This window comes from Acinetobacter sp. C15 (genome assembly GCF_013420645.1).
Taxonomy (GTDB): domain Bacteria; phylum Pseudomonadota; class Gammaproteobacteria; order Pseudomonadales; family Moraxellaceae; genus Acinetobacter; species Acinetobacter indicus.
In genome coordinates, this window is record NZ_VOXR01000036.1 from 1 (window position 1) to 22606 (window position 22606).

19 protein-coding genes are annotated in these 22606 nt (G+C 43.3%); 14 read left to right on the forward strand and 5 right to left on the reverse strand.

Going from position 1 to position 22606, the window contains the following annotated elements; genetic code table 11:
• Positions 1-123: 123 nt before the first annotated feature.
• On the reverse strand, positions 124-393 hold the full coding sequence (locus FTT63_RS11970; RefSeq protein WP_180192343.1) for a hypothetical protein: 270 nt from the start codon (positions 391-393) through the stop codon (positions 124-126).
• Between the two features lie 129 nt (positions 394-522).
• On the opposite strand from FTT63_RS11970, the gene FTT63_RS11975 reads away from it, so the two are divergent.
• The 5 genes from FTT63_RS11975 to FTT63_RS11995 all read left to right on the forward strand — a co-directional run bounded on the left by FTT63_RS11975 (position 523) and on the right by FTT63_RS11995 (position 5903).
• Positions 523-876 (forward strand): hypothetical protein, encoded by a 354-nt coding sequence (locus tag FTT63_RS11975; protein WP_045795847.1) that lies wholly within the window; start codon positions 523-525, stop codon positions 874-876.
• Entirely contained in the window at positions 873-1985 is a 1113-nt protein-coding gene (locus FTT63_RS11980; protein WP_180192347.1) for a DUF2515 family protein, read from the forward strand. The genes FTT63_RS11975 and FTT63_RS11980 overlap by 4 nt, the downstream gene beginning before the upstream one ends.
• Positions 1969-2874, forward strand: coding sequence for a hypothetical protein (locus FTT63_RS11985; protein WP_180192344.1), 906 nt, complete (start codon positions 1969-1971; stop codon positions 2872-2874). The genes FTT63_RS11980 and FTT63_RS11985 overlap by 17 nt, the downstream gene beginning before the upstream one ends.
• Before the next feature lie 7 nt (positions 2875-2881).
• The gene (locus tag FTT63_RS11990; protein WP_194088135.1) at positions 2882-3763 is read left to right on the forward strand and encodes a hypothetical protein; all 882 of its coding nucleotides are present in this window, start codon (positions 2882-2884) and stop codon (positions 3761-3763) included.
• Positions 3764-4376: 613 nt separating this feature from the next.
• Positions 4377-5903, forward strand: a complete 1527-nt coding sequence (locus FTT63_RS11995; protein WP_005180157.1) for a fumarate hydratase — start codon at positions 4377-4379, stop codon at positions 5901-5903.
• Between the two features lie 72 nt (positions 5904-5975).
• Here FTT63_RS11995 and FTT63_RS12000 read toward each other — a convergent pair whose 3' ends face one another.
• The 4 genes from FTT63_RS12000 to tig form a co-directional block, all read right to left on the reverse strand.
• Complete coding sequence (locus FTT63_RS12000) at positions 5976-6689, reverse strand: DUF2846 domain-containing protein (RefSeq protein ID WP_127801874.1); 714 nt, start codon at positions 6687-6689, stop codon at positions 5976-5978.
• A 169-nt stretch (positions 6690-6858) separates the two neighbouring features.
• On the reverse strand, positions 6859-8169 hold the full coding sequence (gene clpX / locus FTT63_RS12005) for an ATP-dependent protease ATP-binding subunit ClpX (protein WP_127800438.1): 1311 nt from the start codon (positions 8167-8169) through the stop codon (positions 6859-6861).
• Between the two features lie 27 nt (positions 8170-8196).
• Positions 8197-8802 carry an ATP-dependent Clp endopeptidase proteolytic subunit ClpP gene (clpP, locus tag FTT63_RS12010; RefSeq protein WP_005180162.1) on the reverse strand — a complete coding sequence of 202 codons (606 nt, stop codon included), beginning with the start codon at positions 8800-8802 and terminating at the stop codon, positions 8197-8199.
• 191 nt (positions 8803-8993) lie between these two features.
• A complete protein-coding gene (gene tig, locus FTT63_RS12015) occupies positions 8994-10325 on the reverse strand; it encodes a trigger factor (RefSeq protein WP_127801626.1) in 1332 nt (443 codons plus the stop codon).
• A 245-nt stretch (positions 10326-10570) separates the two neighbouring features.
• On the opposite strand from tig, the gene FTT63_RS12020 reads away from it, so the two are divergent.
• The 9 genes from FTT63_RS12020 to rdgB all read left to right on the forward strand — a co-directional run bounded on the left by FTT63_RS12020 (position 10571) and on the right by rdgB (position 22353).
• The gene (locus FTT63_RS12020; protein ID WP_127800436.1) at positions 10571-12769 is read left to right on the forward strand and encodes a TonB-dependent receptor domain-containing protein; all 2199 of its coding nucleotides are present in this window, start codon (positions 10571-10573) and stop codon (positions 12767-12769) included.
• A 321-nt stretch (positions 12770-13090) separates the two neighbouring features.
• Positions 13091-15343 (forward strand): catecholate siderophore receptor Fiu, encoded by a 2253-nt coding sequence (locus FTT63_RS12025; RefSeq protein WP_180192345.1) that lies wholly within the window; start codon positions 13091-13093, stop codon positions 15341-15343.
• Positions 15344-15450: 107 nt separating this feature from the next.
• Positions 15451-16134, forward strand: a complete 684-nt coding sequence (locus FTT63_RS12030) for a Fe2+-dependent dioxygenase (protein ID WP_104471600.1) — start codon at positions 15451-15453, stop codon at positions 16132-16134.
• Positions 16131-17243, forward strand: a complete 1113-nt coding sequence (locus FTT63_RS12035; protein WP_180192346.1) for an alpha-hydroxy acid oxidase — start codon at positions 16131-16133, stop codon at positions 17241-17243. Before FTT63_RS12030 ends, FTT63_RS12035 begins: the two co-directional genes overlap by 4 nt.
• Before the next feature lie 255 nt (positions 17244-17498).
• Positions 17499-19196 carry a 2-isopropylmalate synthase gene (leuA, locus tag FTT63_RS12040; RefSeq protein WP_005180175.1) on the forward strand — a complete coding sequence of 566 codons (1698 nt, stop codon included), beginning with the start codon at positions 17499-17501 and terminating at the stop codon, positions 19194-19196.
• An 84-nt stretch (positions 19197-19280) separates the two neighbouring features.
• Entirely contained in the window at positions 19281-20441 is a 1161-nt protein-coding gene (locus tag FTT63_RS12045) for a homoserine O-acetyltransferase (protein WP_005180176.1), read from the forward strand.
• Positions 20441-21034, forward strand: coding sequence for a methionine biosynthesis protein MetW (gene metW / locus FTT63_RS12050; protein WP_045796675.1), 594 nt, complete (start codon positions 20441-20443; stop codon positions 21032-21034). Before FTT63_RS12045 ends, metW begins: the two co-directional genes overlap by 1 nt.
• Positions 21031-21621, forward strand: a complete 591-nt coding sequence (locus FTT63_RS12055; protein WP_005180179.1) for a tetratricopeptide repeat protein — start codon at positions 21031-21033, stop codon at positions 21619-21621. Before metW ends, FTT63_RS12055 begins: the two co-directional genes overlap by 4 nt.
• 105 nt (positions 21622-21726) lie before the next feature.
• The gene (rdgB, locus tag FTT63_RS12060; RefSeq protein ID WP_104494687.1) at positions 21727-22353 is read left to right on the forward strand and encodes an RdgB/HAM1 family non-canonical purine NTP pyrophosphatase; all 627 of its coding nucleotides are present in this window, start codon (positions 21727-21729) and stop codon (positions 22351-22353) included.
• Positions 22354-22606: the final 253 nt, after the last annotated feature.

Genomic DNA, 22606 nt, shown 5'->3' on the forward strand with positions numbered 1-22606 from the left:
GATAATCTTTTTCGGATTCAATCAATAATTGAACCGCTCTTTCTCTGATTTCAGGGGTATATTTTGGTTTTGTCATCGGGACATTCTCTCAAGAAAGTTGGTCTCCGACAAACCCGGTACGGTTCAAAGTTTGGTATTCTCGACCTGATAGTGATTTTCCCCTATTTCTAATTCTCTGATTTGTTTTGATATTTCTAAGCATTGAGGTAGTTTCTGAATATTTGAATACCCTAGTTGTTTGAAAAGAACTATGGACCGATGTATTACATAGCTCTCTCCTGTTCCAATAATAATTCCATTATCCCAAGTATGAAGTTTTAATGTATGACATTCGTTAAAGCTGTCTATTTTTTCCTCACTTATGACAACCACTTTTTTTATCTGCTGTAACAACGATGCTATCCTTCAGTTGAAGGGCAATGATGAAAGTCATATCTAAATTAAAAAATTTTGAAATATTCGTTTTATATATTAAGTCAATTTCGAGCTTAATTTTTTGAATTTAATAAAAACAGGTAATATATGGCTGGTGGTTCTCAAATCATACTAAATAAGAATGGGATTACATTGATTACACCTGCAAAATTTGAGGCTAAAGCAGGGCAACACATTTTTAAAAGTGGGGCTGAAGTAGGTGTAAATCTTAAAGGGTTACCAGCTTACGAAGCTTATAACGAAAAATTTCAGATGTTATTACCCTCTGGTGAGCCCCTGAGAAATGCTGATTATAAAATCTCAAACGGGTCTGATGAGTTGACAGCTATAGCTGATAATAAAGGGCGCTCTAAACGAGTGAACTCCTTACAAGAAGAAAGCTTAAAGCTGGATTTGAATTGGATGAAGTTAGAAGCTGAACCGAATGATGGGGATGAATAGTGGGAAGTTTAGATTGGGAAGGTAATACAAATACAACAGAAAACAGCTGTAAAACCGCACAGTGTGATTGCTTAACTTTTTGGGAAATACAACAACAAGAAGCTCTGATACGCATATCTAATTTAAAAGATAAAAGAAAAAATTTACATAAATTAGAGCCTGGATATGAAGCTAGGGCAAGACGTATTGCTTCAGTCTATGCCAAAATTTATCTAGAAAAAGAAAAACATGGAAACAAGGATTTAATTGGCCGTTACTATTGGATGGGCTTGGGTGCATTTGCTTCAAAAACCGTAGCTGCCATTTTTAAACATGGTTTAACTGCATGGGGGTATAAATGGATTCCACTAGGGGTAATTCGTGATCCTGTACATACTTTTGCAAAAGGTAACTTATGGTTATTTATGGATATTGCACCTTGGCATTATGCTTGGAGCATGTCTTCGCAATCTTTTAATCAATGTCGAACTCAACGTGATGTATCTAAGTTCACCCATATTAAGGAAGAAGTGTTAAATATTCCTTGGTCGAGTTGTTTACCCATCATTAAGCATTTGCAGAGTACAACTGAAATTACTCAGGCTTTTTGGAAACTTCCGAAAATAGAAAGTGTTTTGAAAAGAAAAGGATTCTCAAGAAGCGAGAACTTTAAAGATGCAGAAAAAGATCTTATGAAGCACTTACTGGCAATTGCAGTACAGGAACAACGTAATATTTTACAAGAGTTGGTGTGGAAAGACTGGAAGGTTCAAGCACAGGCAACGTTACAAAGCTATACCAAGCTCCCTGATAGTACCTTAATCTTATCTAGTGATTATGGCGTTGATGCGGTAAAACCTGATAAACATGGGAGTTATAAAGACCGCCATGCAGGTGTACTCGATAAATTGCCTGAATCTGTCTATAGCGAACCTTTAGCGCATACAAAAGTTCAAGATTATGATAGCCGTATGGAGTGGATTCAGAAGGCAGCAGAAAAATATCATACCTTAATGTTAAGTGACACAGGGCGACCATTTTTAGAGAAGGAACTCGCAATTATTGCAGGATGGGGCAATAGTAAAGCGGACTTTATAGTTGGCAAGGACAGTAATGATGGAAAGATTTAAGCATTATTTTAATTCTATCTTAGTCTTCATCTTCGGTTTCCTTCTTTTAGGTTGCCAACCTAATGCAAAAAATACAGAGAATAGTGCAATGAATCAGCAACCTTATTTACTCCATTTTGGTCTACAGGGCTTTAAAGACTTTGCTCAATACAATCAGAGTGGCGTGGATAACCATCCTGTCGCTAGTTTTCGAGAATTAGATTTTTCACCACCGAACCTTGGTCAAATTAAGATTGAAAATGGTGCTAGTAGTTTAGTGATTGACCATGTTTTTTATGTGTTAGGAACATCGTTTCATGGGGAGGAAGGTATTGAGGTTATGACTGTCAATGCAGGCTTAAACAAGGAAGAATTTGTACGTCCTGAGCAAGCCTATCAAGCTTATGTTGATTTAATGAAACGAGTGAATCAGGCTGGATGGAAACTTTATATTGCTCCCTATAACCCACGTATAGCGAAAGAAGATAATGTACGATATTTCATGAAATGGGGGGATGTGATTGATCCAAGCCGTATTTTTAGCTATGAAGAATGGAAAAAAATAATGAGTATGGAGGTTGGAAAATCAATTGGCTATCGCCTATATGCTAATGGTCTTTTAGTAGATATCGACATCAGTCAAACTAAAAAAACTGAAGATGGGAAAGAGCAATACATTGTACGTTATGCTTTTAACACCATTCGTTATGATCAACGAGATCGCTTAAGTGATTCTGAAAACAATATTAATGCTTATACAATGACACAATTAGAGTTAAAACAAGCATTTGAAAATAAAGAAAACCGAACTCAAAGATTGAGAGAACAAGCAGAAAAAATTGCAATTGCAGAAGGTTATCGTATAGATGAGAGCTATGTTGGTCCTGATCTTTGGCAGTATGTGAAGTAATTATGCCATGACAACGCTAGGTTTAGTTTTAGCAGGTATTATGGTCGGAATACTCATTGTCACGTGTACGAAACATCCTGAAAAACAGTCGCATTACCAGTCTTATGTTTTGCATTTTGGTCTACAGGGCTTTAAAGACTTTGCTCAATACAATCAGAGTGGCGTGGATAACCATCCTGTCGCTAGTTTTCGAGAATTAGATTTTTCACCACCGAACCTTGGTCAAATTAAGATTGAAAATGGTGCTAGTAGTTTAGTGATTGACCATGTTTTTTATGTGTTAGGAACATCGTTTCATGGGGAGGAAGGTATTGAGGTTATGACTATCAATGCAGGCTTAAACAAAGAAGAATTTGTACGTCCTGAACAAGCCTATAAGGCTTATGTTGCTTTAATGAAGCGACTGAATGAGGCAGGATGGAAAAATTATTTCTATCGTTTTTCTGCACGAATAGCAAAGGAAGATAATATTCGATACCTAATGCAATCAGGTGATGTCATTGACCCGACTTATATATTTACTGATGAAGAATGGAAAAAAATAATTAATAACGTTACAGGAAACTCGATAGGCTATCGGTTATATGCCAATGGTATCCTTTTAAATCTAAGTATAAAACAAACTCAAAAAAATGAAGATGGTAAAGAACAATATATGATTCGCTATGCTTTCAACACCATTCGCTATGATGAAAGAAATTCATTGGATGATTCAGAGAACAATATCGATACTTATAAAATGACATCAAAAGATTTAGAGCAAGCATTTGCAAATGAGCTGATAAGAAATAAAAAATCAAGAGAAATTGATGAAAAAGAAGTTATAGTACAAGGCTTCCATATCGATGAAAATTATGAAGATCCTGATGTTTGGCAGTATGTTAAATAATTAAGTGTTGTCGCGTTTAGACTCAATTTTAAAGCGCTTTTACACAAAATTGGGCATTGAAACTGAAGATTTGAAGATTTGAAGATTTGAAGATTTGAAGATTTGAAGATTTGAAGATTTGAAGATTTGAAGATTTGAAGATTTGAAGATTTGAAGATTTGAAGATTTGAAGAAAGCTTAAAACAAAAAAAGAAGATAAAGCTTAAGCTTGATCTTCTTTTTGGCCATACATCCAAGTTGCAGCGATATATACACAAAAGCCCGCAACCATCAAAATACCTGTTGTCATCTTTAAGGTCTCATTTTTGGATGTGACAATTATGCGAAAGTTTTATGACAGTTATATGACAAAACCGAAATATTTAAATTTTATTAAATAATTAAAACTCAATAACTTAATAAAATTTCATCTAAACTTAAGCTGTAATATGACATTAATTTCAGCTCAAATATGACAAAACCGCCCGCCAAATACAGTAAAAATCACCCAAAATCCTGTGTAAAAGCACCACTATAAACTTTCGGCCAATCCACTTCTAAAACGCCCACAATGCCGTCATTTTGTCTTATAATTTAGCCCGCTAGCTATCAGCCCGCTCAAGAGAATTTTGATATGACAACTATTATCAAGCAAGATGACTTGATCACATCGGTTAAAGATGCGCTTCAGTTCATTTCTTACTATCACCCACAAGATTTCATCCAAGCGATGAGCCGTGCGTATGACCGTGAAGAAAACAAAGCTGCAAAAGATGCGATTGCACAAATCTTAATTAACTCTCGTATGTGTGCAGAGGGTCACCGCCCAATCTGTCAAGATACCGGTATCGTCAACGTATTCGTTGAAGTGGGCATGGATGTTAAATTTGATTTAACAATGAGCTTAGACGACGCGATTAACGAAGGTGTCCGCCAAGGTTATTTAGAAAACTCGAACGTCCTTCGTGCATCTGTACTTGCTGACCCTGCATTTGGTCGCAAGAACACCAAAGACAACACCCCTGCGGTGATTTACCACAAACTGGTTCCAGGCAATAAAGTCGACATTACTGTTGCAGCCAAAGGTGGTGGTTCAGAAAACAAATCTAAACTGGCAATGCTCAACCCATCTGACTCTATCGTAGATTGGGTACTGAAAACTGTTCCAACCATGGGTGCAGGCTGGTGTCCACCAGGTATGCTTGGTATCGGGATCGGTGGTACTGCTGAAAAAGCCATGATGCTTGCCAAAGAAGCACTCATGGAAGAGATCAACATGGACGAACTGCTTCGTCGTGGTCCACAAAATAAACTTGAAGAACTTCGTATTGAAATCTTCGAAAAAGTAAACGCACTCGGTATTGGTGCACAAGGTCTGGGCGGTTTAACCACTGTACTTGACATCAAGATTAAAGATTACCCTTGTCACGCTGCGGGCAAACCAGTCGGTATGATTCCGAACTGTGCTGCAACACGTCACGCACACTTCACTTTAGATGGTTCAGGCGTTGCCCATATTCAGGCACCACGTCTTGAAGATTATCCTGAAGTCACTTGGGACTCATCTTCGTCTAAACGTGTTGACCTCGACAACATCACCCAAGAAGAAATGAACTCTTGGCAGCCAGGCGACACACTGCTGCTGAACGGGACCATCTATACCGGCCGTGATGCTGCACACAAACGTATGGTTGACATGCTCAACAATGGTGAAGAATTACCGGTTGATTTAAAAGGCAAGTTCATCTACTACGTAGGCCCTGTAGATCCTGTGGGTGATGAAGTGGTTGGCCCTGCAGGTCCGACAACAGCGACTCGTATGGACAAGTTCACTCGTCAGGTGTTAGAAGCGACTGGTCTTTATGGCATGATTGGTAAAGCAGACCGTGGTCCTGCTGCCATTGAGGCGATTAAAGACAACAAAGCAACTTACCTGATGGCTGTCGGTGGTGCTGCGTACCTGGTATCTAAAGCAATCCGCGAAGCTGAAGTAGTTGCTTTTGAAGACTTGGGTATGGAAGCGATCTACAAGTTTGTAGTAAAAGACATGCCTGTATCTGTCGCAGTTGACGTAAACGGTACTTCTGTACACGCGACTGCACCAAAAATCTGGCAAGCTAAAATTGGCAAGATTCCAGTGGTTGATGCCGCTGCTGGCTAATGAATGCTGTTGAAGCGATTAAAAAAGCACCCAAATCTGGGTGCTTTTTTTTATTTCTCGATTCAAGCATTTTTACCAGGTGCGTGGGTCCCACAATTTAAATGGCTTAGTCAACTGCACATCGCTGGCCGGGTCATAATCGGCATGTTTGATTTTTTGTGCCTTGGAGCGAATTTTACCGGTACTCTGGTCTTCAGCCACAAAATTATAACTATGCGATTTCAATTGAGTAAAAGCAATTTCATTAAGGCCTACTGTTTCCGGCATCATAATTAAGGGGTCAGAAACCGTGCGGCGGGTACTGCTATTTTCTTCATCATATTTAATAAAATAGGACTTGCCTGCTTCAACGGAAAAATCCAGATACTTCGGTTTTTGAAAATGCTGCACACCTAAAGGACGACTGGTAGATAAACGATAATCCCCGGCAGGCAATTCAATCCAGTAATAATGATTATGCAGCAGGCTTGGAATGCGTTCGCTATTGATAAATAGGCTGGAGGCTACAATTTCCTGACGGTTCCAGCGTGAATCCGGACGATATAAATACACCACAGCGGCCTGATCATGCTGCGGCTGAATGGCTTGAAAGCGCTGGCCTAATTTCTGATTGACCCAACCGCCAATGGTAAACATGCCAAAGCGGTACTGTTCCAGCAAACTCGGCTTTTCGTTCTGATCAATAGCTTTTAACGTAGAGGTGGGCGGCAGTTGCGCCTCGGTTGACGACTTCCCATGACAGCCAGCCAATGCGACAGCCAGAAATACGATTGATATAGCACGCATGAACATCCCTCATTCCTTCGTTTTTATTTTTACACTTAACACTTTTTCAATATTTTTATTGGGTTGGGCATCCAGGCCCTGATGCAGAGATTAGCACTCTGTCTTATTTTTTCAAATAAAAAAACGTGCGAAAACCGTTGATTTCCGCACGTTTCTGACGAATAGCGTCTTAAGCCGTTTTTGAATTCACGACTTTTAAATCGGCTTTCGGCTGTTCTACCACAGCTTCTTTGCTTTGACGTTCCGCTTTTAATTCTGGCTTGGCCTGACCATTAATCACTGCTTCAGTGATGATGACCGTGCCTACATCACTACGACTTGGCAAGTCATACATGATTTCAAGCAAGGCATTTTCCAGAATTGAACGCAGACCACGCGCACCTGTATTACGCTCCAAGGCTTTTTTCGCCACTGCACGTAATGCGGCATCATCAAAGATCAGGTCGACATTTTCCATCTCGAACAGATATTCGTATTGACGCGTCAAGGCATTCTTCGGCTCGGTCAGAATCTGCATTAATGCTTCTTCATCCAGCTCATCCAGCGTTGCAATGACTGGCAAACGGCCAATAAATTCCGGAATTAAACCGAATTTCACCAAATCTGTTGCTTCAACCTGACGGAACAGTTCAGACAGCTTTTTACTTTCATCCTTGTTACGTACTTCAGCGGTAAAGCCAATACCACCTTTTTCCTGACGTTGCTGCACAATTTTCTCTAGACCCGAGAATGCACCACCACAGATAAACAGGATGTTGGAAGTATCAATCTGGATAAATTCCTGCTGCGGATGCTTGCGGCCACCCTGCGGCGGAATAGACGCCACTGTGCCTTCAATCATTTTCAGCAAGGCCTGCTGCACACCCTCGCCCGATACATCACGGGTAATCGACGGGTTTTCAGACTTACGGGTAATCTTGTCGATTTCATCGATATAGATAATGCCTTTTTGCGCCTTTTCGACATCGTAATCGGCTTTTTGCAGTAGCTTTTGCACGATGTTTTCAACATCTTCACCCACATAACCAGCTTCGGTTAAGGTGGTGGCATCGGCCATGGCAAACGGAACATCCAGCAAACGCGCTAAAGTCTGGGCCAATAAGGTTTTACCTGAACCAGTTGGACCCACCAGCAGGATATTACTTTTGGCAATTTCGACTGCATCATTGGTTTTTTGACCGTTATGCGTCACTTTCAGACGTTTATAGTGGTTGTAAACTGCCACCGATAAGGTCTTTTTCGCCAGGTCCTGACCAATCACATATTGATCCAGTGCAGCGCGAATTTCATGCGGTTTTGGCAACGGACGGGCGGCCCAGTCACTCGACTCAACTTGTTGACTGGTCTGAACCAGATCCAGGCATACGTCCACACATTCATTACAGATATATGCGTCCTCGCCTGCAATCAGCTTCCCGACTTCAGACTGCGTTTTACCGCAAAATGAACAATGTTTTTGTCCTTGAGGATGTTCGGACATATTCTCTCCAATTTAAATCTTTAAAACTTATGGACGCTTAGATAACACTTCGTCCACTAAACCGTATTCTTTGGCCTGCTGTGCAGTCATAAAGTTATCACGGTCGGTATCTTTGGCCACTTTTTCATAGTCCTGGCCACTGTGCTCTGCCATCAAACGGTTCAAGCGCTCTTTAATGAACAGGATTTCACGCGCATGAATTTCAATATCAGAAGCCTGACCACGGAAACCGCCTAAAGGCTGGTGAATCATGACCCGGGCATTTTCCAGGCAGTAACGTTTGCCTTTGGCACCGGCATTCAGCAGGAATGCACCCATGGACGCTGCCTGACCCATACAGTAAGTCACCACATCTGGCTTGATAAACTGCATGGTGTCATAAATCGCCATACCGGCTGTGACTGAGCCGCCTGGCGAGTTAATGTATAAATGAATATCCTTATCTGGGTTCTCTGCTTCTAAAAACAACATTTGCGCCACAATCAAGTTGGCCATGTTGTCTTCAACCTCACCCGTTAAAAAAATCACCCGTTCACGCAAAAGACGTGAATAAATATCAAAAGAACGCTCACCACGAGATGATTGCTCAACGACTACTGGAACCAATGCGTTATCAATTGATGGAACATACATACGTTTATTTATTCCTAAATTCTTGTGAGTTCACCCATGATCACAATATGAGGGATAATCATCTAAATTGCAAAATATTCACCCACAATTCATGGATATTTTTTGCATAAGCTTTGTAAACTTTAAAACCATCCAAGTTTTTATATTATATAAAAAAGGCGCCTTAGGCGCCTTTTTTACTTCAGCTGAAATTAGCCTTGTTGACGAGCTTGTTGCTCTTTCAATAAGTCTTCGTAGCTGACTTGTTTGTCAGTCACTTTTGCAGCTGCAAGAATGTGATCAACCACCTGGTCTTCTAACACAACTGCTTCAATTTGAGCACGTTGCTGTTTGTCATTTTTGAAGTATTCAATTACTTCGTTTGGATCTTCATAAGAAGATGCCATGTCCTCGATGTAAGCATCAACACGTGCAGCATCCACTTCAAGTTTCGCGTCTGCTAAAACTTTGCTCACCAATACGCCAAGTTTTACAGATTTTTCAGCTTGTTCTTTGAACAGTTCGTCTGGAAGCATGCTTGAGTCAAATGCTTTCGCACCTTGCGCACCAAACTGCTGCGTGAACTGTTGGATCATTTGTTGACGTTGACGGTCAATTTCTTGCTTAACCATAGATTCTGGAACTTCGATTTCGTTCGCAGCAACCAGCGCATCAAACGTTGCACCTTTCACCTGGTTACGAAGACCGTTTTTCACTTCACGTTCCATGTTTTTACGAACGTCAGCTTTTAACTTTTCAACGCCTTCTTCTTCAGTTAAACCAAAGATTTTTAAGAATTCAGCATCAACTTCTGGAAGTTTTTGTTTTTCAACCAGTTTTACATTGATTTTGAACTGAGCTGCTTTACCTGCCAGCTGTTCAGCTTGGTAGTCTTCCGGGAAAGTTACATCAATAACTTTCTCTTCACCTTTTTTCATGCCCACGATGCCATCTTCAAAGCCCGGGATCATACGACCAGAACCTAATACCAGTTTGAAGTCTTCAGCAGAACCACCTTCAAATTTCTCGCCATCGACTGTGCCTTCGAAATCAAAAGTTACTTGCATGTCTTTTTTCGCCATGCCTTTGGTTTCAGCCCAAGTTGCGCGCTGCTTTTGCAGGTTTTCGATCATTTGATCTACATCTTTTTCGCTAACTTCAGATGCTTTACGCTCAACTTCCAGACCTTCGAATTTCACTTCAACTTCTGGATAAACTTCAACAGTCGCTTCATATACTAAAGCGTCGTCTTTCATTTCAGTTTTTTCAATGTTTGGCATACCAACAGCATTGATTTTTTCTTGTTGGATTGCTTCAAATACGGTGTCACGAATGATGTCGTTTACAACTTCTTGATAGATACCCGCGCCATATTCACGACGTACAACGTTTACAGGCACTTTACCTGGACGGAAGCCGTTAATCTTCGCAGTTTTAGCTGTGCGTTTTAAGCGAGCTTCGAACTGCTCGTTAATACGGCTCGTCGGTACAGATACATTTAAACGACGGGCAACGCCCGAAACCGCTTCAGAAGTTACTTGCATGGCTTCCTCGATATTTAGTAATAACAGTTTTTAAAAAAGTGCCATATTATATGACAACATTTAAAGATATACAAAATAACAAGCGATCAGAACAATTTTTCGGCTTAAATTCTCCATATTCCCTTCGCTTTTTTTATCTATTGTCTAATATTTGTTGCAAATGATAAGTACTATCATTAATATTCAATGGTTTTTAACTCATATTTTTAACTATTCTTCTTATATCCCAATACTGGAATTCGGTTATGCGCACCTTTAACCTTCGCCCGCTTTCGCTCGCGATTCTTGGAATTTCTGCTAGTTCCGCATTTGCAAATACAACCACTGAAACAACAGCCGACCCGACACATCAATTATCCACAATTGTGGTCTCTGCGGCGGGTTTTGAACAAGATATTAAAAATGCACCTGCTTCTATTAGTGTGGTCACAAAAGAAGATATTGAAAAGAAAAATGCCACCAGTATTGCTGATTTGTTAGTTGATGTACCTGGTATTGATATTCGTGATGGTGTAGGCAAAACCTCCGGCTTAAATATTAAAATGCGCGGTTTAGGTAACGAATACTCTTTGATTTTAATTGATGGACGTCGCCAAACCACCTCTTCTGATGTTGCGCCTAATGGTTTTGGTGAATCGTCAAATGGTTACTTACCGCCTCTTTCATCAATTGAACGTATTGAGGTCATCCGTGGACCAATGGCAACCCGCTATGGCTCAGAAGCGATGGGTGGTGTAATCAACATCATCACCAAAAAAGTCAGTAATGAATGGAATGGCAATGTCACGGTTAGTGGCAATGCAATGGAACATAATGGTGAAGCTGATTCCTGGAAAACTAGCGTTGTTGTTAATGGTCCGATTATCAATGATCGACTTGGTATGCAACTACGTGGCTCATATTTAGACCGTCAACGTTCAGAGCGAGTACCTGGCTCAACAGGTCGTGATCCACGCCCAAGTAAAGCAGACAATTATGATGCAGGTGCTAAGCTTACTTACCAGTTAAATGATACAAATACTTTATGGATAGACGGCTTCCATTCCAGTCAAAAATATAAAAATGAAGACAACCGTTTAGGTAATATTGATAAACCTAACAAAGCAAATGGCTATAAAGATGAATTAGAGTTTAACCGTACACAAGTTTCTGTAGGACATGATGGTGACTATAGTTTTGGTCAATGGAAAACTTATGTTAGCCATACTGAAACAGAAACTATAGGCCGTACGATTCCTAATGGCACCTTCCCAAACAATGCATATGAAGGTCAAGATCGTACTTTAGAAAATACAGATTTAGTTGTTGACTCACACATTGTCATGCCTTTGGCAAATCACACCGTGACTGCAGGTGCTGAATATAAAGATGCAATAGTTGCTGATGATATTGCAGGTATTGGCCAAGAATTCTCTAAAGATTCCTGGTCGTTATACGCAGAAGATGAGTGGGCATTACGAGATAATCTCCGCTTTACCTTTGGGGGACGTTACGAAGATCACTCAGGTTTTGGTGGACAATTTAGTCCACGTGCTTACTTAGTTTGGAACACCAACGATATCTTCACTGTGAAAGGTGGTGTGAGTACAGGTTATAAAGTTCCATCTCCAAAAGCTTTACATGACGGAATTATTAACTACAGCGGACAAGGTGAAACTCCGACTTTAGGCAACTCAAACTTAAAGCCTGAAACTTCGATTAACTATGAATTAGGTTTTAATTTCCAACCTAGTGATCAATTAAATCTAACTGCAACAGCTTTCTTTAACCAAATTGAAGACAAAATTATATCTTCACGATTCAACTGCCCGGCCTCTCCTGAATGTGCCAATTTAGCTACAGGTGTGACCGAATACACACAAAGTGCCAATGCAGATGAAGCTGAAACAAAGGGTTTAGAAGTTAGCCTAAATTATTCAATATTGCCAGAATGGGATATTAAAACAGCCTATACGCTGATGGAAACTGAGATCACCAAAGGTAAAAATAAAGGCGCTTACTTCAGCAACGTACCAAAACACGCGCTGAATACGACCTCGACTTGGCATATTAACCCTACTTTAGATATCTGGTTACAACACGAATATCGTTCAAGTAAAGACCGATTCCAGACCCAACCCAAAACACCAGCATCTGGACTTGGTTCTTCAGACTATCAAGAGTCTTTGATTTTTGGAGATAAATTTGCAGGCTATAACGTGTTTAACTTAGGTGCAAGTTATACAGTGAATGATCAGATCCGAATTAATATGGCGGTAAATAACTTATTAGACAAAGATTTTACTGAAGACAATCAAACCTACCAATATGATTCAACTGATAAGAGCGGTAATCCAATTATCGCCAGCGCAACTGCTTACAAATACTTAGACATTGCCTCTGGTATGTCTGGTACTTACCTCCCAGGCCGCAACTACTGGTTGTCTATTTCTTATGACTTCTAATCCTGATTTCACATAAGAACCCAAAACCCTGCCCCGGCAGGGTTTTTTAATTCTAAAAACCGATCAAATTAAATCAAAAATACGATTATTCAAATATTCTTATTGATTTATTTCATTAAATGCAGCCAATCCATAAATATTTTCTTAATTGTTTAGCTTGTTTTAACCAATTTTCATATTGTTACTGAGAATTATTATCACTAAAATTCGCATTACTTATTGAACACATACAATAAGTCCATCATTACTCTGCATTTGAACTGCGCACTCAAATCATTGTGGTAAGGGAATTTTGTCATTCATATCAGGAAATACACCACCATGGCACAGATTAAGAGCCGTAAACATCAACGCACTGCATCATTCGTTGCCCTTGCAGCCACCCTGCCGCTCATGGCACATGCAACCACAGCAACCGAAGAAGTCACCCAGCTTCCTGAAATCACGGTGAAATCTCAGGCTGAAAATAAATATAAAACCAATCAGCTCAGCTCCGCGAAACAGACCCAGCCACTGGTCGATACCCCACAAACAGTTTCTGTTATTAATCAAACCTTATTAAAAGAACAAGGCGCGACGTCACTGGTCGAAGCGCTACGCAATACCCCGGGCATTACCTTACAAATGGGTGAGAACGGCAATACCAGCGCTGGTGATACCTTCCAGATGCGTGGTTTCTCTACCCAAACCTCTACCTATGTCGATGGCATCCGTGATTTGGGCGCAGTCAGCCGCGATGTATTTAACCTGGAACAGGTTGAAGTCGTAAAAGGCCCGGCCGGTGCCGAAGCCGGTCGTGGTTCGGCATCCGGTTATATCAACCTGGTCAGCAAACTGCCACATCTGCAAAACAGTAGCGAAGTCTCTGCCAACTACAATACCGCAGAAAATGCCCGCCTCTCGGCCGATATCAACCAAGCCATCAATGACAATACCGCTTTTCGTCTCAATGTCATGGGACAAGAAGGCGGCGTGCAAGGCCGTGATGTGCTCGAAAACAACAGTTATGCCATTGCCCCATCTGTTGCCTTTGGTCTGAACACCCCGACCCGCCTGTATTTATATTCACAACACGTCCGTCAGCGCAATATTCCAGATGGTGGCATTCCAACTGTGGGCATGCAAGGCTTTTACAATACCGATTCACTGTTAGCCACTGCGCCTAAAGTCAATCGGGAAAATTTTTATGGTCATGTCAATGACTATGAAGATGTTGATGCTGATATGTTCACCGCGAAAATTGAAAGTGATTTAACCGATCAACTCAAACTGACCAATATCACCCGTGTAGCGAAAACCCACATGAATCGGGTTTTAACAGGCATCAATACAGGTGCAAATGGTCTCCGAACCAATGGTTCATCAAACCCTGCCGAATGGGAAGTGAATCGTTCCCGCCAAGGCATCGATCAAGAAAATAAAATTCTGGCCAATCAAAGCACTTTAAACTGGAATGTCAAAACGGGCGCAGTACAGCATGATGTTGTTGCAGGCATGGAGTTTTTAAAAGAACAGCAATCTAGCAAACTCATGGCAACCCAGATGCCTGGCGAAGCCACTGCCGATACACCGTGGGCCAATCTTTATCGTCCAGACCGCAATCAAGCCATGCCAGCGCTTATTTATAATGGCGGTTATACCGATGGTGAAACCCAAACGGCAGCCGCTTATGTATTTGACACCTTAAAATTTGGTGAACGTTTCCAACTTAATGGTGGCGTACGGGTCGATTATTATGAAACAGATTATCAAGGGCTTACTCTGCCACGTGGGGGAAATGCTTTGGTGGCCACAGATCTGAGCACCCACGATACGCTGTTTAGCTGGAAACTTGGCGCTGTGTATAAGCCTACGTTAAATAGCAGCATTTACGCTGCGTATGCAAAATCGCTGACTCCGCCCGGCAGCGCCAACTTTAGTCTCTCAGCAGACGGAATTAATAGTGCTGCAGCAAAACCTCAAGAAACCCATCATTATGAACTGGGAACCAAATGGGACTTGCTAGAAGGTAAATTGGCACTAACCGCAGCTGCATACCGCACTGAAAATGAAAACCAGTTTACTCAAGATGCCATTACCAGAGAATCTATTCAGGAAGGTAAAACAATGGTTAAAGGCGTTGAACTCAGCGCTGTAGGACAGATTACCGATGCATGGAATGTGTCTGCTGGCATCGCACACATGAAAACTGAGCAAGAAAATCAGCAAAGCGTTAATGCGACGACAGGTGAAATGACCAAAACCAATAATGTTCGCTGGTCACCTGAATGGACTGCAAGTTTATGGTCAACCTACGACTGGGCGGGCTTTAAATTAGGTTTGGGCGCACGTTATGTCGACGAACAAAAGCGTGTTGTGACTGACAGCAACGCACCAGCCAACATGCCGAATATTCCAGGCTATGTCGTGTTTGATGCATTGGTAGGCTACAACTTCAATAAAAATGCCTCGTTAAATTTAAACCTTTATAACCTTGCCGATAAAGAATACATCAGCACGCTAAACAATGGTGGTGGTCGCGTCGTGCTTGGACAGCCACGCTCGGCAGCACTCAGCTTGAATTACAAGTTCTAAGCTTTATTTTGTTCTGTTGAAGCAGCATTTATCTGAAATGCTGCTTCATTTTTTATTTGGCTTTATGATGACAGACAGCGCTCTGTCTGAAGGATGATTCAAGTCTCATGATGCTGCATGTTCCTCAAGTTCTCAGTAAAGCGGCCGTGGCTGACATCCGTCAGCAGCTCGACCAACACACCGCCTGGATTGATGGCCAGCACAGTGCCGGGCCACAGGCCAAGAAAAGCAAACACAATCTGCAATTTGACCCGCAGCATCCGGTGTATCCAGCGGTGGCTGAACAGATTGAACAGGCACTGAGACAGCATCCGCTGGTACAATCTGCGACCTTAGCCAAACATATTCTGCGGCCAATGTTTAACTGCTATCAGCAGCAAGGGACGTATGGCAATCATGTCGACAGCGCCGTGCATTATTCGGCTGCACATCAGCAGCTGATTCGTACCGATGTTTCCATGACCTTATTTTTGTCTGAACCGGAAGAATATCAGGGCGGTGAACTGGTGATTGAAGACACTTACGGGGCTCATGAAGTCAAGCTGGATGCCGGTGATGTGATTCTCTATCCCGCCACCAGCCTACACCGGGTAGAACCGGTCACTGCCGGGCGGCGCATTGCCGCCTTTACCTGGGCACAAAGCATGATTCGCGATGACTGGCAGCGCAGCATGCTGTTTAATCTGGATATGACCATTGGCCAACTGCGTCAGCAACTTGGCGATAATGAACAAGTGCTGCAACTGACCGCACATTATCATAATCTGCTGCGTCAATGGGGCGAACTATGACATCTGCCCAGCCACTGCCGCCACTTACCCAGATTCCAGCCTATCTGCAAACCATTGCTGACTATGAAGCTCAGGCCAGCAAACATTTAACGCCGGCCACCTGGCACTATTTACAAGGCGGCGCCATGGATGAGCGCAGCCTGCAACAGAATCTGGACCAGTTTCAGCAGCTGCAACTGCTGCCCAGAATGCTGCGTGACCTAAGCCAAGGCCATACCCGCTGCGAACTGTTCGGGCAGGAATTTCCCCATCCAATTTTTCTCGCCCCGGTTGGCCATCAGCAACTGTTTCATCCACAGGGTGAACTAGCCACTGCCCTCGCAGCAGAAGCAGTGGGCAGTAATCTGGTCCTGAGTCATTTAAGTACTACCGATCTGCGTGAAGTTGCGCCAACAACCTCTCTTAAATGGTTTCAGCTGTATTGGCAAGGCAATCACGAACAACCGCTGGCACTGGTGCAACTGGCAGAGCAACAACAGTTTAAAGCCATTGTGGTGACCGTCGATTCACCGCATAGCGGCGTTCGTGACCGTGAACGTCGGGCCGGTTTTCAAGTGCCGGCGCATCTGCCTCATCCGCATCTATCTTCCTTTACATCCCCCATCCTCAGGCCAGAGCAACATCCCCTGTTTGATGGTCTGATGCAACAGGCACCGACCTGGGAAGATATCGCCTGGCTGGTACAGCAAACGTCTTTACCGGTGCTGCTCAAAGGCATTGTGCATCCTGAAGATGCTCAACTGGCATTGCAATACGGTGTACAGGGACTGGTCATTTCCAATCATGGTGGCCGGGTGCTAGATGACTGCATTAGCCCACTGACAGCTCTACAGATGATACGCGCGCAACTGCCGGCAAATTTTCCCTTAGTGCTGGATGGTGGCATCCGCCGCGGCTCCGATATTTTTAAGGCGCTGGCCTTGGGCGCATCCGCCGTGCTGATTGGCCGGCCGTATATTTATGGTCTGGCAGTAGCCGGTGCGTTAGGTGTGGCGCATGTGATTAAAATTTTGCGGGAAGAACTGGAAGTGACCATGGCTTTAATGGGAACGGCGCGCCTGCAAGAGATCAATAGTCGCTATATTTTTCACAAAAACCAGATCCAGTGAAATTTTTTATCTCCACACCCTTTAATGATGCAAATTAAGAGAATAATTTCCACTTCAGTTGGCTTATATTTATCTTAGGAATTTGCAAGACCGCGAACGGTACCAGCCAGGTAGCAACTCTTTCTGAAAATGTGGACTGATCCTAATATTTTCCGGAAATACGCTTGTAAATTGATACCATAGATACCATCTATATAAGTAGTACGTTGCTTTTTTATAAGCTTAAGCAACCCATGCTTCACAAGGAGTTACCTCATGATGTTGGCTGATCCAAGTAAAAAATATCGTCGCATGTATCAACGTGTTGACTTGCCAGACCGTCAATGGCCGAACAACGAAATTACAAAAGCGCCTATCTGGATGAGCACCGACCTGCGTGATGGTAACCAGGCAATTTTCGAACCAATGAGCATTGAACAGAAGTTCAAAATGTTCCAGATGTTGGTGAAAATTGGCTTTAAGCATATTGAAATTGGCTTCCCGTCTGCTTCACAAATTGACTTCGATTTCACCCGTAAATTGATTGAAGAAAACCACATTCCAGATGATGTGTATATCGAGGTTTTGGTTCAGGCACGTGACCATTTGATTCAGCGTACCTTTGAAGCATTAGAAGGTGCAAAACGCGCGATTGTACATATCTATAACTCCAACTCGCCAACCTTCCGTCAAAAAGTCTTGAATGTTGATGTCGCGGGTGCCAAACAGTTGGCCATTAACGCTGCTGAAAAAGTGAAAGAATACGCAGCGCAATATCCAGAAACCGACTGGATTTTCCAGTACAGCCCGGAATGTTTCACCGCAACCGAATTGGAAGTGGCTAAAGATGTCTGTGACGCCGTGACTGAAATCTGGGAAGCTTCTCCTGAAAACAAAGTCATCTTAAACTTGCCTGCGACTGTAGAAGTTTCGACTCCAAACGTATATGCCGACCAGGTCGAGTGGATGCACCGCAACATCAAACGTCGTGACGGGGTGATCATCTCTGTTCACTGTCATAACGACCGTGGCTGTGGTATTGCTGCCTCTGAATTGGCGATTATGGCCGGTGCTGACCGTGTTGAAGGTTGTGTGTTTGGTAACGGCGAGCGTACCGGTAACGTTGACGTGGCAGCAATTGCCTTGAACATGTACACCCAGGGCGTGGCACCAGAATTGGATTTCTCTAACATCAACGAAATTATTGCGACCGTAGAAGAATGTACCGGTTTACCTGTGCATCCACGTCATCCATATGCCGGTGATTTGGTGTTCACGGCGTTCTCGGGTTCACACCAGGATGCGATTAAAAAAGGCTTTGAATACCAGAAAAACGAAGAAATCTGGGATATGCCTTACTTGCCAATCGATCCGAAAGACTTGGGCCGTGACTATGATGCCGTGATTCGGGTGAACTCGCAGTCAGGTAAAGGCGGGATTGCTTACTTGTTAGAATCGAACTACAACGTGGTGTTGCCGCGTCGTGTACAAATCGAGTTCTCGCAAGTGGTGCAGCAAGTGACCGATGAAGAAGGCACTGAAATTTCAGCACAGCAAATCTGGTCATTGTTCCAGCAAACCTATGTCGATGCCAAAGATTCACATTATTCTGCCAAGAGCTATAAATTGTCTGATGACAATGGCAAACAGGTAATTGAACTTGAAGTGGTGGTGAATGGCTCGACACAGCAGTTGCGCGGTGAAGGTAACGGTCCGATCTCGGCCATTTTGGATGCCTTGCAGTTACCAATTGATGTCTTGAACTATGAAGAACGCGGCATCAGCTCGGGTGCCAATGCCAAAGCCTTGGCCTTGGTTGAGTTGCAGGTGAAAGGTACCGGTAAATCTGCCTTTGGTGCCGGGGTGCATGACAACATTGTGACTTCATCCATTGAAGCCATTATTGCCAGCACTAACCGTCTGATTGATCAGGGCGTATTAAGCAAAGAACAATTGGTTGCTGCTGCCGTTTAAGCACATAAAGTACTTTAGAAAGGATACCCCAAGTGGTATCCTTTTTATTTATTCATTCTAAAGATTCTAAGGCGAATTATTCCTGTGTCTTTCCCTGCTAACTCTGTGGGTGTCGTAACGCCACAACAGTTTCAATTTGAAGAGCCGTTAGAGCTGGAATGTGGACGCATTCTGCCACGTTTTGAACTGATGGTTGAAACTTACGGAAGCTTGAATGCCGACAAATCCAATGCCATTTTAATCTGCCATGCCCTGTCCGGGCATCATCATGCGGCGGGCTATCATCATGAAGATGATAAAAAGTCTGGCTGGTGGGACAGCTGTATTGGTCCGGGCAAAGCCATTGATACCTCTAAATTCTTTGTGGTGGCACTGAACAATATTGGTGGCTGTCATGGTTCGACCGGTCCAACCTCACCCAACCCGGAAAATGAAAACCGCCCTTATGGTCCGGATTTCCCGCTGGTGACGGTGCGTGACTGGGTCAAAACCCAGGCCATGCTATCAGACCGCTTAGGCATTCAAAAATGGTATGCAGTGATTGGCGGTTCTTTGGGGGGCATGCAGGCCTTGCAATGGTCGGTTGATTATCCGGACCGTCTGGAAAAATGTGTGATTATTGCCAGTGCGCCAAAACTGTCGGCACAGAATATTGCCTTTAATGAAGTCGCGCGTCAGTCGATTCTTTCTGATCCTGATTTTCATCATGGCCGTTATCTGGAACATGACAGCTATCCAAAACGTGGCCTGATTCTGGCGCGGATGGTCGGACACATCACTTATCTGTCTGAAGAAGCCATGAAGCAGAAATTTGGCCGTGACCTGAAACTGGGCAAATTCATGTACGGTTTCGATGTCGAGTTTCAGGTGGAAAGCTATTTACGCTATCAAGGTGAACAGTTCAGCCGTAACTTTGATGCCAACACCTATTTAATTATGACCAAGGCGCTGGATTATTTTGATCCGTCGCGTGAATACGAACAGTCGCTGGTACAGGCCATGGCCCATACCCAATGCCAGTTCCTGGTGATTTCGTTTACCACCGACTGGCGTTTCTCGCCTTCGCGTTCGCAGGAAATTGTCGATGCGCTGATTAGCAACCATAAACCGGTCAGCTATTTAGATATTGATGCCGAACAGGGCCATGACTCCTTCCTGTTCCCGATTCCTTTATATGTCAAATCTTTAAGAGCATTTTTGGGAGGTGCAGAACACCTCAAGGCAACCCCGCAGGAGGCTGTGTAATGCGTATTGATCAGCAACTTGCCGAAAAGTGGATTAAGCCCGGTTCCCGCGTTTTAGACCTCGGTTGTGGTGATGGTGAACTGCTGGCCCACATGAGTAAAAAGCACAATATTCGTGCTTACGGCCTGGAAATTGACCAAGAAAAGATTGCAATTGCCGTCAGTCGGGGGTTAAATATCATCCAACAAGACTTAAACCTCGGTTTAAGCCGCTTTGCCGACCAGTCTTTTGACTATGTGGTCATGGCACAAGCCTTGCAAGCTGTAGATGCACCTGACGTATTATTGCGTGATATGGTGCGTGTCGGAAAACAGGCGATTATTACCTTTCCGAACTTTGCCCACTGGAAGACCCGTTCTTTCCTGGCACTGAAAGGGAAAATGCCGGTTTCAGAAGCTTTGCCGTATATGTGGTACAACACCCCGAACATCCACCTCTGTACTTTCCGTGATTTCGAAGCACTCTGTGCTGAAAACAATATCCGTATTATTAATCGACTCGCTGTGAATGGGGATCAACAAGTTAGTTTACTCAGTAAACATATCCCGAATCTGTTTGGTGAAGTCGCAATTTATCGAGTGAGCGCTCTATGAAAAAATTATTATTAAGCACGACGCTACTGGTTGGACTTTTTAGCCTGCAGGCGCATGCAGATTACGTGGCGCCAGGCAGCTCGGTATCGAGCCAGGCCGCCCAGTATTCGGTGATGGACATTCAGGGTTTGATTAAAGCCGCCAAAGCCGGTCAGGCCGGTGCGCAGTTCTATCTGGCAACCAAATATCTGCATGGTCAGGATGTCGCCAAAGATGAACGTCAGGCTTTTGCCTGGTATAAAGCCGCTGCCGATCAGGGATTGTCTTCAGCCCAATTGAACGTGGGCCGTATGCTGGCTGATGGCATTGGCACCAAAAAAGATGAAGTCCTGGCCCGTCAGTATTTTGAAAAAGCGGCCAGCCGCGGCGATAACCGTGCCAGCTTTAACCTGGCAATGATGGAAGAGAAAAAGAAAAACTATATGGGTGCTTATCAGTGGTATGAACTATCTACCCGTGATGGCATGCTCGACAATAAAGTGATTTCTTTATCTGAAGGCAAAAAAACGGCTTTAGCTGCCAACCTGACCCAGGAACAGATTCGTCAGGCGCGTGACCGTGCCGACAAATGGATTCAGGCGCAATAAGCCAGGTTCAAAAACACTAGCACCTTCGGGTGCTTTTTTCATGCCTGCTGTCTGGTGGTTTTCGGTTAAACTAGCCGGCATGTTTTCAATCATGAGTAATTCGAGATGACTGCACCTGCTTGGCTCTCTCAAGGCACCCTGGTTCTAGCCAGCAATAACAAAGGCAAAATTGCGGAATTTGAAAAACTGTTTGCAGAACTGAATTTACCGGTTGATGTCATCCCGCAAGGCCAGCTTAATATTGAAGATGCCATTGAAGATGGCCTGAGCTTTGTTGAAAATGCGATTATTAAAGCGCGTCATGCCTCTAAAATTTCTGGCAAACCCGCGATTGCTGATGATTCCGGGATTTGCGTACCGGCACTGGACGGCGCACCGGGAATTTACTCTGCCCGTTATGCCGGCGCACATGGCAATGATGCCGCCAATAATGAAAAACTGCTGGCAGACTTACTGCCTTTACGCAAAGATGGAACAGCGATTGAAGGTATGTTTGTTTGTGTGCTGGCCCTAGTGCAGCATGCCGAAGATCCATTGCCACAAATTTTCCAGGGCATCTGGCAAGGTGAAATTCTGGATGCACCACGTGGTGAAAATGGTTTTGGTTATGATCCACTGTTCTGGTTACCGGAGCTGGGTATTTCCAGCGCCGAGATGAGCAAGGAAGAAAAAAATAAGATCAGCCATCGAGGTCAGGCGATGCAGCTGTTTAAAGCGAGTTTGGAGAAGTAACATCCTTTTAAAACTCCTCCCTTTGAAAAAGGGAGGCTGGGAGAGATTCTTCTATACATCTTTCTTCTGACGCTAAAATATTGCTCATTTCTACAAAGGGTTTCCGTAAATCCCCCTCTTTAATAACATAGGTATCTACACATCTTTTAGGTACCTATGGCAATTGCAGCAAGTTCATTTAATTCTTCTATAGAATATTCTGACAGCAATTGTAACGTATTCAGTAAAATCGAAAGCCCTGCCAATATGGCAG

Coding starts and splice junctions, on each gene's coding strand:
- rdgB (WP_104494687.1), top strand. CDS start 21,727: ATGACTGCACCTGCTTGGCTCTCTCAAGGCACCCTGGTTCTAGCCAGC.
- FTT63_RS12025 (WP_180192345.1), top strand. CDS start 13,091: ATGGCACAGATTAAGAGCCGTAAACATCAACGCACTGCATCATTCGTT.
- FTT63_RS12020 (WP_127800436.1), top strand. CDS start 10,571: ATGCGCACCTTTAACCTTCGCCCGCTTTCGCTCGCGATTCTTGGAATT.
- FTT63_RS12030 (WP_104471600.1), top strand. CDS start 15,451: ATGATGCTGCATGTTCCTCAAGTTCTCAGTAAAGCGGCCGTGGCTGAC.
- FTT63_RS11985 (WP_180192344.1), top strand. CDS start 1,969: ATGATGGAAAGATTTAAGCATTATTTTAATTCTATCTTAGTCTTCATC.
- tig (WP_127801626.1), bottom strand. CDS start 10,325: ATGCAAGTAACTTCTGAAGCGGTTTCGGGCGTTGCCCGTCGTTTAAAT.
- FTT63_RS11975 (WP_045795847.1), top strand. CDS start 523: ATGGCTGGTGGTTCTCAAATCATACTAAATAAGAATGGGATTACATTG.
- clpP (WP_005180162.1), bottom strand. CDS start 8,802: ATGTATGTTCCATCAATTGATAACGCATTGGTTCCAGTAGTCGTTGAG.
- FTT63_RS12035 (WP_180192346.1), top strand. CDS start 16,131: ATGACATCTGCCCAGCCACTGCCGCCACTTACCCAGATTCCAGCCTAT.
- FTT63_RS11995 (WP_005180157.1), top strand. CDS start 4,377: ATGACAACTATTATCAAGCAAGATGACTTGATCACATCGGTTAAAGAT.
- FTT63_RS12000 (WP_127801874.1), bottom strand. CDS start 6,689: ATGCGTGCTATATCAATCGTATTTCTGGCTGTCGCATTGGCTGGCTGT.
- FTT63_RS11990 (WP_194088135.1), top strand. CDS start 2,882: ATGACAACGCTAGGTTTAGTTTTAGCAGGTATTATGGTCGGAATACTC.
- leuA (WP_005180175.1), top strand. CDS start 17,499: ATGATGTTGGCTGATCCAAGTAAAAAATATCGTCGCATGTATCAACGT.
- clpX (WP_127800438.1), bottom strand. CDS start 8,169: ATGTCCGAACATCCTCAAGGACAAAAACATTGTTCATTTTGCGGTAAA.
- FTT63_RS12055 (WP_005180179.1), top strand. CDS start 21,031: ATGAAAAAATTATTATTAAGCACGACGCTACTGGTTGGACTTTTTAGC.
- metW (WP_045796675.1), top strand. CDS start 20,441: ATGCGTATTGATCAGCAACTTGCCGAAAAGTGGATTAAGCCCGGTTCC.